Below are 15,295 nucleotides of genomic sequence, written 5' to 3'. Positions count from 1 at the left end.
TTGTGATTCTTAGACAACCCTCGAAAGACGACAATGTGGAGATACTGCGTTGCGTGACAACCAAATTAAAATTCTGAGACCGTTCAAAGCTCACAAAAAGTTAACTAATGGGTAATCCGGGCTCAGAAGAGCCTTCCTCCGCCACAAAAAACAACTTTCCGGATGGATCTTCTGCCATAAGGATCATTCCATTGCTTTCTACACCACGCATTTTTCGGGGTGCCAGATTTACCAATACTATCACTCTTTTTCCAGGCAAAGTTGCAGGGTCAAAATGTTTGGCAATTCCCGATACGATGATCCGTGTTTCAAAACCCAGATCAACAGACAATTTCAAAAGTTTATCGGCACCATCAATTTTTTCTGCCGTTATGATAATTCCGGTTCGCAGATCCAATTTTGAAAAATCTTCAAATTGAATTGTGGATTTTAAAACCGGTTTTTCCGTTTTCTTTATTGGTTCATTATTATTTTCACTTTGTTCAATCCTGGATATTCGAATTTCTTCAAGTGCCGATAATTTTGCTTCTATTATTTCATCCTCCACTTTTTCAAATAAATAAACTGCCTCTCCAATTTGTCCATTTGTTTCGAGTTTTGAATTTAATAATTCAAATCCGGGGTCATTATTAACTCCCAGTGTATTAAATATTTTAATGGCCGTAAATGGCAAGAATGGTTCGCACAAAATTGCTATATCCAACAAACTTTCCAAACATACTCTGAGAACAGCACCAGTTTTTTCTACATCGGTTTTTATTAATTTCCAGGGCTCATAATCAGTTAATAATTTATTGCCAAGTCTAACAACATCCATCATAGCATTAAGCGCATCTCTGAATCGATAATTTTCAATTGATGGAACGTAAACCTCATCAATTAATTTTTGTATATCCTTTTTATAATTGATGATATATTCCTCACTTAAAAGCGCAGATTTTTCCGTTGGAATTTTTCCTTCAAAATATTTATGTGTTAATACTAAAACACGATTAGCATAATTTCCCAAAATAGCCACCAATTCGTTGTTATTCCGCGCCTGATAGTCTTTCCAGGTGAATTCACTGTCTTTGGTCTCGGGCATATTTGCACATAATACATAACGCAAAACATCTTCTTTATCCGGAAATTCTTCCAAATATTTATGCAATTGAATATTCCAGTTTCGGGAAGTTGACATTTTATCTCCCTCCATATTCATAAATTCATTTGCCGGAACATTTGTGGGTATTATAAAATCCCCGTGACTTTTTAAAATACATGGAAATATCAAACAATGAAACACTATATTATCCTTACCGATAAAATGCAACAATTTTGTGTTTTTATCTTTCCAATAAGGCTCCCAGTTTTTATTATTATCTATTGCCCATTGTTTTGTTGCACTAATGTAACCGATGGGTGCATCGAGCCAAACATATAATACTTTTCCTTCTGCATTTTTCAATGGAACTTTCACACCCCAATCAAGATCTCTGGTAATTGATCGCGGATGTAAACCTTGTTTTAACCAACTTGAACATTGACCCACAACATTTTTTTTCCATTCCTCTGTTCTTCCTTCCCCATCAATTATCCAACTCGTTAGCCAATCCTGGTATTTATTTAATGGTAAGTACCAATGAGTGGTTTTTCTTTTAATTGGCTTTTCATTACTCAATGAAGAAACAGGATCAATTAGGTCGTCGGGAGAAAGTGAAGAGCCACATTTTTCACATTGATCGCCAAATGCATTTGGATTAGCGCAAACGGGACAAGTTCCAACTATATATCTGTCGGCTAGAAACTGTTGAAATTTTTCATCAAAATACTGCTCACTTTCTTTTTCCTCGAATACATTTTTGTTATACAAATTCAGAAAGAATTCGCTTGAGGTTTCATGATGAATTTGAGAGGATGTGCGGTGATATATATCAAAACTAATGGCCAGCCCCTGAAATGCGTTCTTAATGATCTCGTGATATTTATCAATGATCGCCTCTGGGGTGGTATTTTCTTTTTTTGCCTGAATAGTAATAGCAGCGCCATGTTCATCGCTTCCACAAACAAAAACCACATCCCTTTTTCTTCGGCGAAGATAACGGACATAAATATCCGCAGGCAAATACGCTCCTGCTATATGGCCTATATGTAATGGCCCGTTTGCATAAGGCAGTGCTGATGTTATTAAATATCTTTCCGGGTGTTGCAAGTTTTTGTCAATTTTGAACTGCAAAATTATAAATAATATGCTCAACCGTTTAGCTGTGAAGCCCGGAGATAAAATTGGTATCCTCTCTACTGCCCGGTGGATAGAAAGAAGTGAAATTGAATTTGCCGACCAGTTGTTGCGTTCCTGGGGGTTAATTCCGGTATATGGTGAAACTATTTCGGCAAAAGATGGACAATTTGCAGGAGATGATGCACTTAGAGCTAATAATCTTCAAACTTTTTTAGATGATCCCGAGATCAGAGCCATCATTTTTGCGCGAGGTGGTTATGGTACAATCAGGATCATGGATAAAATAGATTTTACAGGTTTTATGCAGGCACCTAAATTTATTTGTGGATATAGTGATATGACCGTTTTATTTTCACACATTACAGATAAACTAGGAATGCCCGTAATTCATTCAGCAATGGCCTTCAATTTTCAAAAAAATAGTTCCGCTGCCTTAGAAACATTAAAAAATTGTTTATTTGGAATTGCACCTGAATATAATATTTCACCAAATTCATATAATATTTCTGGCGAAACGAACGGTGTTTTGATTGGCGGAAATTTATCCATTCTCTATTCACTTTTAGGAACAAAATTTGGATTTTCTACTGCTGGTAAAATATTATTTTTGGAGGATATTGATGAATACCTGTACCATATTGACCGTATGATGTGGAGCATGAAACTCGCTGGCAAATTAGATAATCTTAAAGGATTGATAATAGGTGGAATGACAGATCTGAAAGACAATCAAGTTCCATTTGGCAAATCTGTTGAAATGATCATTCTGGAACAAGTAAAGAATTTTAATATTCCCGTATGTTTCGGATTTCCTGCGGGGCATCAGGATGACAATCGCGCTTTATATTTGGGCAGGGAAGTATTGTTGACAACAGATCCGGAAAAAAGTACTCTTATATATGTATGATTTTATTTTTAAGATAAATACAATAAAAAAAACCGGTAGTTAAACCGGTTTTTTTATTTATTCTACTTTTGATGTGAAAGGATATTTATTTCCACCATATGATTTAAGATCGCAGGTAATTCTGCCGACACGTAATTCTGATTCAATGCGAACAGGAATTCTGTTCTCATCATCTGTTAACCATAATGTCATTCCCTCCCCTTCCTTAAATATTTCACCTTCTTTTAGCAGAGGTTTTATTTTTATGCAATTAAATTTTCCCAATTTGGTTTCATATACTTCTTTACCATCATATCTCACATACATATCGTACTCCTCATCATCAATAGCCATTTTAACATGTATCTTATCTCCGGTTTTTGCTTTCGACAGATCCAATGTCCTCATCCAATAAAAAGTAGAGAGCAGATCAACACCACATGGATCAACATCTGTTATTGTTTTTGTTACTTTTTTTCCTTTGCGGTTATCCTGATAAGAATAAATAATATTTTTATCTCTGTCCCAATCATACGAACGGTAGAAAGTATATCCGCCTTCGTATACATCTCTGCTGAATTTATATGACTGCAGAGTTTCACTGTTCATCCAGGTATCTGCTTTATCACGAACCTTAAATAACCAGTCGAATGATTTATAACTATTTGCTTCCCCTGCAGCATGCAAAACCGGAATACCTTTGTAAGTTTCACTGGTAAGTTTAAAATAAACTTCACCGCCGCTCAACCAAACTGCACCCCAATTATAATATACTTTGTATGTTAAAGATTCGCCTGATTGAAATGCCATATGCGGAATTTCACAAGTTTCAGAAACAGGTAAAACTGTTGTTGGAAAATCATTTTCTTTATTATCAGAAAATAAAGTTCCCAGAGAAAGGGATGCAAATAATAATGGTTTGATCATGATTGTTTGTTTTTAAAAAAATTATATTTAAAAATAAATATATAACCCAATGTTGCCGGTACGATCAGATTTAGTATCCAGATACTAGAAGTTGCAGCCAGTGTAATTCCTACATTAACGTTATAATTTGAAAAAATAAGTGTCGCGATCGGCAACCTTGTTAACAGATCTACTATCGCAAAACTTGGAACCACTGTTTGTGCCAGATAAATAACTCCTATTGCAACAATCCCATCAAAAATACCAATCTCCGCACCAAACAGTCGGAGAAAAATCAAATACTGTGCCGCGTAAACTGCATATCTCAAAATGGATAACAGTAAAAGAACCGTAACATCAGTTGAGTGGTAGATTTTGAGCACCTCGGTATAAGAGTAAATTCTTTTCAGAAACTTACTTCTTTTAAACACCTGAATCACTACATCGAGGTTATAATAAGCAAGAAGGAGTAAAATAATGGTAATAGAACTTATCAGAATTACTGAAAAAAACAGAAATGAGGCAATATGTTCCACTTTATGGAGGTAAATGATCATACTGATTACCCCGGTAATTATTGTTGCCAGGTTTTGACTAAAACTACCAATCAAAGAAACAATTACGGCAGGAATTCGGAATTTACGCGGAACATATAAAATGCGCCCTCCAAACTCACCAACCCGGTTCGGTGTAAAAAGCCCGAGTGTAACTCCGGTCCAAACAGCTTTAAAAGTTCTGATAAAACGAATGGGATTTAGTTTCTGAATCAACAATTTCCATTTATATGCTTCAATTCCCCAATTGAGGAACATTAAAAAAAGCAAAATAACAAGAATGAAGAATGTATTGCCACCCGTACGGTCACTTAGTAACTGAGGAATTTGCAAAACATCCTCATTCTTGTATAATTGTTTATAAAGTGCAAAAGCCAATAAAAGTAAAACCGCTACTTTTATAGCGAGAGACCAGAGTAGAGATCTATTCGTTTTAGTTTTCAATTCGCTTCAAGTAATGTCAGAAAAAAATCCACAACAAATAATAATGGGCGTTGACCCCGGAACAAATATATTAGGTTATAGTATTATTTGTGCCGATAAAAATACTATCAAAATATTAATAAACGGAGTTATCCAGTTAAAAAAAACGGATGATCATTTTATTCGTTTAGGCATCATCTATGAAAAACTCACTGCTTATATTATAGAATACAAACCAACTGCCTTGGCAATTGAAGCACCATTCTTTGGGAAAAATGTACAATCCATGTTAAAATTGGGGCGGGCGCAGGGCGCTGCAATTATAGCAGGTGTAAATAATAATATACCGGTTATTGAATACAGTCCGCGCCGAATAAAACAATCCATCACAGGAAAAGGTAATGCATCTAAAGAACAGGTTGCAAAAATGCTGGAGAGTACTTTAAAGATCATTGAAATGCCAAAATATTTTGACGCAACGGATGCGTTGGCAGTGGCCGTTTGTCATTTTAACTCCGGAAAAAAAATTGCATTAAAGGGAAAACAATTTAATGGATGGGCGGATTATATCACAGCAAACCCCGGCAAGGTAAAAAAATAACAGATTAAAAAAACATTTAAATTATTTTTTCCCAGGTGGGGATCTACAATTGAGCAACAATTTTAGCTGCAATTTCCGCCAGTTCTTTTTCCGACATTTTCAATTTTGGCCTGGAGAAATTTATATCATCCATTGTGCGAAGTGGAATTAGGTGCAAATGAGCATGTGGCACTTCCAATCCAATAACTGAAATCCCTATACGTTCACAAGTAATCACCTTTTCCATTGCTTCCGCGATCTTTTTTGCAAATGGTAAAATTCCACTTAACAAATCATCGTCAATATCAAAAATGTAATCAATTTGTTTTTTAGGAACAACTAAAACATGTCCCGGAGCCAGTGGCATGATATCCAGAAATGCAAAAAAGTTTTCATCCTCTGCAATTTTGTGGCAGGGAATTTCACCATTTATTATTCTTGTAAAAATAGTCGGCATTATACAACAGAGATATCTAATATTTTAAATTCGATGGAACCTGCAGGCACTATAATTTTCACTACATCCCCCACACTTTTACCCAACAATCCCTTTCCGATTGGGGAGGTTACAGATATTTTTCCGGTTTTAATATCTGCTTCTTTTTCAGACACTAATTTATAAGTTATATCTTTATTGAATTTAGTATCATGTAATTTAACTGTAGTAAATACTGAAACTTTAGAAATATCAATTTTGGATTCATCCAACAATCTTGCATTCATTAATAACTCTTCCAGTTTGGCGATCTTCATTTCCATTAAACCCTGAGCCTCCTTTGCAGCATGGTATTCGGCGTTTTCTGCCAGATCCCCTTTTTCGCGGGCTTCATTAATTTGTTGAGACATTTCTTTGCGACCACTGGTTTTTAATTCCTGAATTTCTATCTTCAGTTTTTCCATTCCCTCTTTACTCAAATAGCTTATTTCACCCATGACATTGTTTTTAAAATAAAAAAAAAGAAACGTTTCCTGTTGAGAAACGTTTCCGCAAAGTTATAAAAAGTATTTAATCAGAAACTTAAACGAAGTCCGAAACAATGGGAACCTTCGTATTGATGTGAAGTTCTGTAAGAATAATTTAATGCTACAAGATTATTTCCTAATTTGTCGATAGGATATTGGAATGTTAAACCTGCTGCTATACCTGTGGAAGCTGAAGTTCTATCTACGTCGTTTGTAATACCGCTTTCGTATCTGTAACCTGTGCGCAACATGAACATTTCGGTATTTTTCACCTTTAATGCATATTCCAAACCTGCTCCAAACTGATCTTTATAGAAAGAATTAGAAACGAAATTTCCTACTGCTGTCAACCTATGTTCCTGACCAAAATAGAAATCGTACGACAGACCGATGGTCAATAAGGAAGGCAATTCAAAAGTTTCTGACCTGAAATCCTGAGTCATGGAGTAATCACCATCCGGAACATTTCCTCTGAAACTGAGACCATCTCCGCTGAATTTCATTGGAGTTCCAATATTTTTTAAAGCAATACCCATTTTGATCTTTTCGGGATGTTCCGCTGGACCAGTAATATACTGTATTCCAACGTCCATGGAAACTCCAATGGCCTTTACATCTGAAATACTTTCTGTTATTACCCTTACGGTTACACCACCGCTCAAATAATCAGCAAATTTTCTGGAATATGATAATCCGAGATTTGAGAAACGCGGTTTATAGTATGCACCGGTTCCGTCCGGACTTTCTGTTGTTGTTACCTCAATTTCACCCAGATCCATGGATGTAAGTGTTAGGCCAATAGCTCCATCGCCAACCTTTTGGGCAAATCCGAAAGTTGTTAAACTGATCTCAGATCCAACTAACCATTCGGTCCTGCAAAATTCTATTTGACTGCCTTCTAAGAACGACATACCGGCAACATTGATATTCGGTGCTTCAACACCTCTAACTGATGCAATATTCAATCCATACCATCCGGAACTTTGAGCCCAGGGATTAATCAGTAATTCTGATGCACCCGCCTCTCCAGAACGGTCAGGGTTTCCTGCCATAAGCACTGCCGGAATCGCTATAAATAAGGTAACTAGTATTTTTTTCATTTTTGTCATGTGTTTCGGTTTTAGAAAGTATCCAGATCTATTGGTCTCATTACGCCAAACCATTTAATTGTTTTTTCTCCAAGAGGTCCCGCATCAATATGCACTATATACATACCGCTGGCCAAAGGAACATTTTTCTCATTTTTTAGATCCCAATCCAGTGCGGTATCAGTATTCGATTCCTTAGCATTCAACTCACCACCGGCTGTATTATCGGCACTAACATCGCGTTCAAACCTTCTAACTAAAGTTCCGTCCAAAGTAAATATAGATACAGTACATTGTGGAGGTAGATTTGTGATCTTGACATTATTATCGATCGAACTCGTCTCATAAGCAGAGTATGCATAATAAGGATTTGGAACAACGCGTATAAGATCAAGTGCGCTGCTAGCTACCTCCGTATCATTAACACCCGGAGCTAGAGTGGCCGTTGAGAAACGATATAGCGGAAAACCAAGATTCTCTCCTGTAATAAATTGCGACAAGTATGGTTTAGTTACTCTCAACTGGACAGTAGTGGTAGTAGGAATTTCCATAGGCTCACCTACAACTGAAGAATAACCCGGTTGAAGGAATGGCATTGTTATCCAAACCACGTTCACAAAAACATCTTTATAATAAGAGGTTTCCGGTTTTGACCCGCCGATCCACTGTAATGAATCGTGCATATTTTTACCTTCGTCGTATTTGGTTTTAGTAACATATAAATAATGTTTACCACCATATATTGGAATCCCAGTTTGATCAAAGAAAGTAGAAGAAGGATTCCACACCATATCTTTACCTCTTCCATCAGGTTGCCCTGAGCCACCATCCTCTCCAAAGAAAATATTTACCCTTGTTCCTGTTTCCACATCAATAGCATAACCAGGGAAATAAGAGTAACCCATAGAGCCATCGCCTAAAAGTTCTCCCGTACTATCCATAGAAGGTAATTGACGTAAATCAAGTTTTAATTCATCTCTGATAGTTGTAATTTCTCCACTTTCCACAACTATACATTTTGACCATTTCGATCTGTCTGGAGTGAAAATCACATCAACGCCGATCGTTTCTTCAATCGGAATTTGAGGGCGTAAACCAACAATAGAACGCAATGGCATATAAGGAACATCAGCCGTGTTAAAAGCTACCAATTCTGTTGGAGCCCAGGTTCCACCAAGTATTCCTTCAAACACCTGATTTTCATCCGGGTTAGGTAATACATCGGCAAAAAGTCCATCAGCAATACCTGAACGAATCCAGTCTAAAATGGTACCGTCATTATCAGGAACTCCTGTTAACCATTGTTTATTTGGATCATCGTAAGTAAACGTTGCACCTATTAAACCATTATTTTCTTCTTTTTCGATAAAAGAACCACTAACTGTTTGGCCTCCAGGGTTTTGAACATTATGAACAGTAACCGATAATCCCCATTCAGGAATGATCTGTTCGTTCACAAAGTTTATAGGGAAATCAGAAACAATGAAACTACCATCTGTAAGATTAGTAAGCACCCACCAGGTACTGTCAGAATTCAATGGATTGCTGTTTGTTGAATCCACCATTTTTAATTCAAATTCCGCGGCAGGTAAACGAACAGGATCATAAACCATTACATCTATAGGAGCTTTACGTCCTTTGTAAACAGGAGCCAGCATAAATGAATTGCTAAGAATTGTTTCTACAGAAGCATCAGTTAATTCCTGGAAGTTGCCTCCATTTCCAACACCTTCAATTTTTGTAATATCAGGTCCGTCACCATATTCAGCATTTAAAACCATTCCTCCATTTTCAGGATCCGGTTTGTGCGGAATTGCAGTATAGATTTTTATATTCTTCCTACCTTCCAGATAAGGTCGTTTCTGAGAATTCGGGTTGGTAACATCATATTGCAAAAAGTTGTTATGCGCATAGGATACTACTGAAAAATAATATGTTTTGAAATTGATAAGTTTGGAATTCCCCGCTGCAAATGCATCATCGGTAACATAGAAAGTGTGTTTAACACCCTCATCTGATCCTTCTACCATTAATTCAGGAACATCTGCGCCTATCGTAACGTCGAAACTATAATTCACGATCTTATCAATACCGTCTTTAAGATCACTCTGGAAAATTAATTTCGCCTTGGTTACATCACTATATTCGGAAGGAGAAACCTGAGCATTTTCCAATTGATAGATCTTATATCCCTGAAAACCATATGTTGTATCAGTGATACCAGGATTTGCTTCAATAATGCTATCAGGTAACTGACTAACAATACTCACTATCAACGGATCTGTTTCTACATAAGCTTCACCCACATTATTTGAAGTTGGTCCATTTGTTAATGATAGAACTAAAGCCTGATCCAATTCGCGGATACCTAGATCCGGTGCATCAGGACCACCAATAAGTTGGAAATTCGCATCAAATAAAGCCTGTGCTTTTTGATCTGCCAAACGAGCAAGATCAAAAGAGGTTTGACATCCACCTGATACCGGAGGGCGAACCCATATTGCACCCATTACTATCTCATTTTTTGCACCAGGTAATAATCTGAAAGGACCTGATGATTGTAAATATCGTCTGTCGAAAGCAGTATTACCTTCAGTACACTCGCTCCATCCCGTAGGATCGGAAGGATCGCTTGGGAATATGAAGTTTGTGCGTTCAGTTCCACCATATCCGTTTCCGCCATATGTAAATGGAGAACCATCCTTCCAGGTTCCTGACATATAACCATAATAATGTGCCGCAACCTCAGGATTACCGGTAATTAAGAAGTTATTATCATAATATAGGAATGACGACATACCCAATCTCACACTGTCAGTAATAACACCATCATCCAAAGTATATTTAATTGGACCTTGAAAAAAGTCTGTTCCAAAGATCGGAGGATTAGGTCCGTAATTTGGAGAAGTAGGCCCATCTACAAGGTCACCATTATAACATAGACCTAAAGAAAGTAAAGTATCGCATCCAACCCAGTCGTCGTCATAAGCTCCAAGATCTGAATCCACCCACTGACCGAAATAAGTAGAGTCAAGTGAAGTAGTTGCAAAATTGGTAACCTTGTAGCGATAAAAGGTCATGTCGTTAATTTCATCGTTAGTTGTAAATCCAAAAGCGAGTGCCTGAATTTCTAAACCAATTGCATCACCACCTGATTCAGTGTGAATATTTCCTTTATCATTATAAACCCAGAAAATTGCCTGATCACCATCAATATCCGGATATTCTCCAAATTGTGGTTCATAGTAACCGTTAAAATTTACATCTACGAAAGGGCCAAGGTCTCTTGTAACATTTAATAATTCACCTGCTTTACCGGTTGCCATAGGATTTCCTAAACCTGGCCATTCGCGGATAATAGTTGGAATTCTATTTTCCGGAATTTCGGTCGGTGTTTCAGAAACACCCGGATTTCCACCATATTCTAATATCGTTTCAAAAAAATCATCAATTTCTGTTCTGTTTACTTTCCAGTGACGGTCGTAAGCATTACAAGTTGCTTCTTCAATGGTTCCGTCGTTGTCGAGCGGTCCAGGCCAGAAGTCGTTCCCGCTTTGGCGGTATGTTTGAGCTGCGATCTTTAGTTGACCACCCGCATCAATACCACCAACCCAAAGAGCACCGGCAAAACTGGAGCTCACAGGAATAGTTCCTGTGGAAGGGTCAACCTTTGGAATTTCATATTTGGCATCATTTTGCAGATCCCACCAAAAATCGCCGGCACCTAATAAACGGCAGCGCACGTTATTAATATCCAGATCCACTTGTGTAGTGGCATCAGAACATCCAGCCGTTAGTTTAGCATAGGTATTTAAACGTTTACCTGTGATCCCAATGTTCTCCTTAGCATAAACATTCATGCTTGCAAACAAGGTGAAAAGTAAAATCCAATTCAGTTTATTTTTTAACATATTCAACAGTTTAAATCTATTTTAGAAATCAAATGCAACACCAAGACGTATTCTTCTTGGAATGCTATAGTTATCAGGGTTTTGAACTTTTATATTATAGAGATCAGTAAAAGATTGAGCATCTAATACTGTGCTTACAATTTGCTGACCTTCTGCAGATGCTAAATATCCATCATCCAATGGGTTTCCGGTATAAGCGTAAACAGCGATCACGTTTCTGTTATCAAACAGGTTTTGCACCCATAAGTAAACGTCCATGCTTATCGGCCTGTCGTTTTTACCAATACCAAAAGTGAATGCTTTATCAAGTTTAATATCAGTTCTGTAATGCCAAGGCAAACGAGAACCATTTATACCACCTTCCAAAGTTGCTCTTGTGTTGGCACCAAATTGTGCCGTTGCAAGTGGATTTGCCTGACGCGTGTAAGGTTCTCCTGAACGCGCATTAAAGGTTGTATTCAAACCAACGTCATTTAACCAGGTTGGTTGACCACCTTCAGGATCGTCGAAACGATAATCAAGAACTAATTTCACACTGTGGCGTGAGTCGTAAGATAAAGGAATAATTGTTCTTAAGTTCGGTTGACCGGCACCAACAAGGTTGATCTGTGAAGTTGCACTTGAACCTGTTCCATCAGCAAACTGTAATGTATAACTTGTAGATAATTTCAGGTTTCTTGTTCTGCGTGCAATATCATAAGAAACAGTTAAACCTTTAACAGTTCCAAAATCGAGGTTACCATAAGTGGAATATGAAAGTGGATATGCATAAGGTACGTTTACTACCTGAATCATATCTCTCAATTCTTTATAGAAAGCAGAAATTTTAATTACAGATGAAGGTGATAATTGTTGTTGGAAACCAACCTGATAGTCAATTGTTTTTTCAGGTTTAAGATCCGGGTTATCAATTAATGCACCTGCATTTTCCAGGAAGAAATAATAATCTGCAGGACTTGCAGAAGTTCCTGTTGGAGGGCGTTGAGTTAAGATATCATAATGAGCAAAAAATAATGCTTCTCTGTCTTTCACTTTAGAGATAGGGAAAGAGAATGCAATTCTCGGCATTAAAGTGATCTGTGGAGTATAATCTTCAAATGATGAATTCGGATCAAAATTTTCATCTTTAATATTTGCATCAGGATCTATTACATAAGGTGTAATTGTTCCTGTTGAAGATGTAATTGCAATAACGTTTGGATCAGATACTTCCTGACCATCTGCATTATACCAAACATCTTCATCGCGATATCCTAAAACTGTAGGACTAGGGCTATTAAAATCATCGACATAAACAACAAAATCTTCTCCGATATTTCCTGGATGTGCACCATTTGGATTAAGAGAACCATCCACTTCAGAGGTTGAATAAACATCATATAATGAATATTTATCTTTCAACACTTTTCTATTTGCATCATAACGGTCAACACGAACACCAACACGGAATACGATATCATTAAAATTGAATCTATCCTGAATATATCCGGCAGTATAAACCGGGCGGAATGCATCGATAGGACGAGTGTATAAACCTTCATCATTTTTTTGTGTGAAGAAATCGTTGAATGATGGAGCACCTGTTACAGTATTTCCTAAATAATCGTATCCATTATAAAATACTAATGAACTACCTTGATTTAATAATTCATCCGCACTGAACAGATCCATGGAAAATGCATCTAAAGGAAGATTATCAATATTAATATAATCAAGATCGCCAACCGGCATTCCCATTTCATTTAATCTGTTTCTTAATTGTTGATCAAAATATGCCTGATCATCGCCAAGTGATAATCTGTCGTAAGTAATTGTATCAAATTCACCGAAGTATAAACCTGGAGTACTTATATATTCATCATAAGTATATTCTTCGCCATCAATTATAAGTAATGGATTATCAGTATCAAGTGTTAAAATATGTTTGTTGGCAAGCTGACGTGCTATTGTCCATAATCCAATTGGATTTACACCATAAAAGCGTTCAATGCGTTGTTGAAATTCAAATCCAAATTCGATTGCGTGTTTAGAAACATTTGTTGCATTCGGGTTTTTAAGATCCAAAGATGCTCCAAAAGTTAAACTGTACTGGTCTTCATTTGTTTTTGAATAATTGAACCATGGAACCCCTGCATTATACCACATATTATATGTAGAAAGGAATAAGGAAGAAGATTCTCCATTTAATAATCCACCGCCTAACTGAATATCAAATAAACTGGATGGAGGAATTCCACTACCTTCATAATACTCCGTAGTATATTCCGCTAATTCAGGATTTGCTTCTCCTGCTGTAAATTCCACCAAAGTATCAGCATAGCCTGCAAGTACCCAACCGGTTAAACCGGTAGTTTCGTCGGTGGTATAAAAATATACGGGAGCTTTATAAGTATTGTATTGTCCGATATAACCATAAGCAAACGGATTCATTTGATGATCGCCGTCCTGACGAGTACTAATAAATTTGGTATAATCCAATTGAATAGAGTAATAAGCATTACCTACAACGGATTCTTTTGTTGATGCAGATTTTTTTTCTGGAAAACGCTGAGTAAATCTTAAATATCCGCGATAGGTATTTTGATCATCTACCGGATTATTTTCTGAATTAAACAATGCAAATGTTCTTGCATAAGTATTGCCATGAAAATTTCTCCAAGATAAACCCACCTGAAGATTTGTATTACGTGAAAACTTATAATCTAATTTGGTTGATAGAGCAAGTCCGCGATTGCTTGTATTTAAACGGTAAGGAATTGCTTCAATATCGTCATCAGTTATAAATTCTGAATTTTTATTAAATCCTAAACCGGTAACCGATGGACGCAATGGATCAACAGTTAAACTATTCATCACATCATCCTTAACCTGAAAATTTCCGATTGCGGAAGGATCGGGATCTCTTTCCATTTCTAATTCACCCGCAATAAAGAAACCGAATTTTGCCTGAGCAGAGTCGGTACCTTTATCTTTCATGATGATAGGTCCTGTTAAAAATAAACTTGCGAGGTTATATCCATAGTCATCCAAAACTTCTGAAGTAGCTAATTCCATACTTCCATTGTAATTTTTAGATGGACCTCTTGTTGTAATAGTGATAAAACCACCTGTTGCATCACCATATTTAGGATCCACACCACCGGTAATTACCTCTAATTGTTCAATGGCATCCTGAGGTAATTTAAGAGAACCTGAAACACGAACACCATCTATAATATATTCCGTTGCATCACCACGTGAACCCTTGATGTTCAGTCCACCACCTTCATCACTTTGGTAAACTCCTTCTTTGGTAGCTGCAATAGATGTTACGTTCCTTGTCGCTATTTTTTGGATGTCTTCTTTTGTAACCACACCACCGGTACTGGTATTTCCTTTGTCAACCAAAGGAGCCTGGTATTTAATAATAACCACATCGAGTATCTTATCGCTCAGCAAAATGTCGTCGAGGAAAACGATACCCTGAGAAACGGTAATACCTGTAAGACGTTTTTTTAATCCAACATAGGAAGCTTCAATTTCATAGGTACCTGGTTCCAATGCCGGAATTGCGTATTTACCATCAAAATCGGTGGTGGCACCTGTAACAAGTACACCATTTTTATAGGCAACCACATTCGCGAAGGGAATTCCCTCTGCTTTATCATTCAGAACTTTTCCCTGAATCTCACCGGATTGGGCATTTGCCGAACCAACACACAAAACTAGTACAACGAGTGCGTAAAGGAGTTTATTCATAGACCGAAAATTTAAAATTTGTTAA

At 37.0% G+C, this 15,295-nt stretch carries 10 protein-coding genes; 2 read left to right on the top strand and 8 right to left on the bottom strand.

From position 1 onward, the window contains the following. Positions 1 to 100: 100 nt before the first annotated feature. On the bottom strand, positions 101 to 2,191 hold the full coding sequence (metG, locus tag IPI31_07380; GenBank protein ID MBK7567639.1) for a methionine--tRNA ligase: 2,091 nt from the start codon (positions 2,189 to 2,191) through the stop codon (positions 101 to 103). Positions 2,192 to 2,228: 37 nt separating this feature from the next. Here metG and IPI31_07375 point away from each other — a divergent pair, with 37 nt between their 5' ends. Further along, positions 2,229 to 3,128, top strand: coding sequence for an LD-carboxypeptidase (locus IPI31_07375; protein ID MBK7567638.1), 900 nt, complete (start codon positions 2,229 to 2,231; stop codon positions 3,126 to 3,128). Positions 3,129 to 3,185: 57 nt separating this feature from the next. On the opposite strand, the gene IPI31_07370 is transcribed toward IPI31_07375, so the two are convergent. Beyond that, entirely contained in the window at positions 3,186 to 4,034 is an 849-nt protein-coding gene (locus IPI31_07370; protein ID MBK7567637.1) for a DUF3108 domain-containing protein, read from the bottom strand. Continuing rightward, entirely contained in the window at positions 4,031 to 5,011 is a 981-nt protein-coding gene (locus tag IPI31_07365; GenBank protein ID MBK7567636.1) for a flippase-like domain-containing protein, read from the bottom strand. The genes IPI31_07370 and IPI31_07365 overlap by 4 nt, the downstream gene beginning before the upstream one ends. 13 nt (positions 5,012 to 5,024) lie before the next feature. On the opposite strand from IPI31_07365, the gene ruvC reads away from it, so the two are divergent. Continuing rightward, positions 5,025 to 5,591 carry a crossover junction endodeoxyribonuclease RuvC gene (ruvC, locus tag IPI31_07360; protein MBK7567635.1) on the top strand — a complete coding sequence of 189 codons (567 nt, stop codon included), beginning with the start codon at positions 5,025 to 5,027 and terminating at the stop codon, positions 5,589 to 5,591. Positions 5,592 to 5,634: 43 nt separating this feature from the next. On the opposite strand, the gene IPI31_07355 is transcribed toward ruvC, so the two are convergent. The 5 genes from IPI31_07355 to IPI31_07335 all read right to left on the bottom strand — a co-directional run bounded on the left by IPI31_07355 (position 5,635) and on the right by IPI31_07335 (position 15,270). Beyond that, positions 5,635 to 6,027, bottom strand: a complete 393-nt coding sequence (locus tag IPI31_07355) for an HIT family protein (GenBank protein MBK7567634.1) — start codon at positions 6,025 to 6,027, stop codon at positions 5,635 to 5,637. Beyond that, positions 6,027 to 6,503: a transcription elongation factor GreA gene (gene greA / locus IPI31_07350; protein MBK7567633.1), complete on the bottom strand. Its 477-nt coding sequence runs from the start codon at positions 6,501 to 6,503 to the stop codon at positions 6,027 to 6,029. Before greA ends, IPI31_07355 begins: the two co-directional genes overlap by 1 nt. A gap of 77 nt (positions 6,504 to 6,580) precedes the next feature. Continuing rightward, the gene (locus IPI31_07345; GenBank protein ID MBK7567632.1) at positions 6,581 to 7,633 is read right to left on the bottom strand and encodes a PorV/PorQ family protein; all 1,053 of its coding nucleotides are present in this window, start codon (positions 7,631 to 7,633) and stop codon (positions 6,581 to 6,583) included. Between the two features lie 20 nt (positions 7,634 to 7,653). Further along, positions 7,654 to 11,532 carry a hypothetical protein gene (locus IPI31_07340; GenBank protein ID MBK7567631.1) on the bottom strand — a complete coding sequence of 1,293 codons (3,879 nt, stop codon included), beginning with the start codon at positions 11,530 to 11,532 and terminating at the stop codon, positions 7,654 to 7,656. Between the two features lie 21 nt (positions 11,533 to 11,553). Next, positions 11,554 to 15,270, bottom strand: a complete 3,717-nt coding sequence (locus tag IPI31_07335; GenBank protein MBK7567630.1) for a carboxypeptidase regulatory-like domain-containing protein — start codon at positions 15,268 to 15,270, stop codon at positions 11,554 to 11,556. Positions 15,271 to 15,295 lie beyond the last annotated feature (25 nt).

It is taken from the genome of Bacteroidota bacterium (assembly GCA_016706865.1).
Classification (GTDB): domain Bacteria; phylum Bacteroidota; class Bacteroidia; order Chitinophagales; family BACL12; genus UBA7236.
This window is presented reverse-complemented; position numbering and strand designations above follow the sequence as displayed.

Coding starts and splice junctions, on each gene's coding strand:
- IPI31_07375 (MBK7567638.1), top strand. CDS start 2,229: ATGCTCAACCGTTTAGCTGTGAAGCCCGGAGATAAAATTGGTATCCTC.
- IPI31_07370 (MBK7567637.1), bottom strand. CDS start 4,034: ATGATCAAACCATTATTATTTGCATCCCTTTCTCTGGGAACTTTATTT.
- ruvC (MBK7567635.1), top strand. CDS start 5,025: ATGTCAGAAAAAAATCCACAACAAATAATAATGGGCGTTGACCCCGGA.
- IPI31_07355 (MBK7567634.1), bottom strand. CDS start 6,027: ATGCCGACTATTTTTACAAGAATAATAAATGGTGAAATTCCCTGCCAC.
- greA (MBK7567633.1), bottom strand. CDS start 6,503: ATGGGTGAAATAAGCTATTTGAGTAAAGAGGGAATGGAAAAACTGAAG.
- IPI31_07345 (MBK7567632.1), bottom strand. CDS start 7,633: ATGAAAAAAATACTAGTTACCTTATTTATAGCGATTCCGGCAGTGCTT.
- IPI31_07340 (MBK7567631.1), bottom strand. CDS start 11,532: ATGTTAAAAAATAAACTGAATTGGATTTTACTTTTCACCTTGTTTGCA.
- IPI31_07335 (MBK7567630.1), bottom strand. CDS start 15,270: ATGAATAAACTCCTTTACGCACTCGTTGTACTAGTTTTGTGTGTTGGT.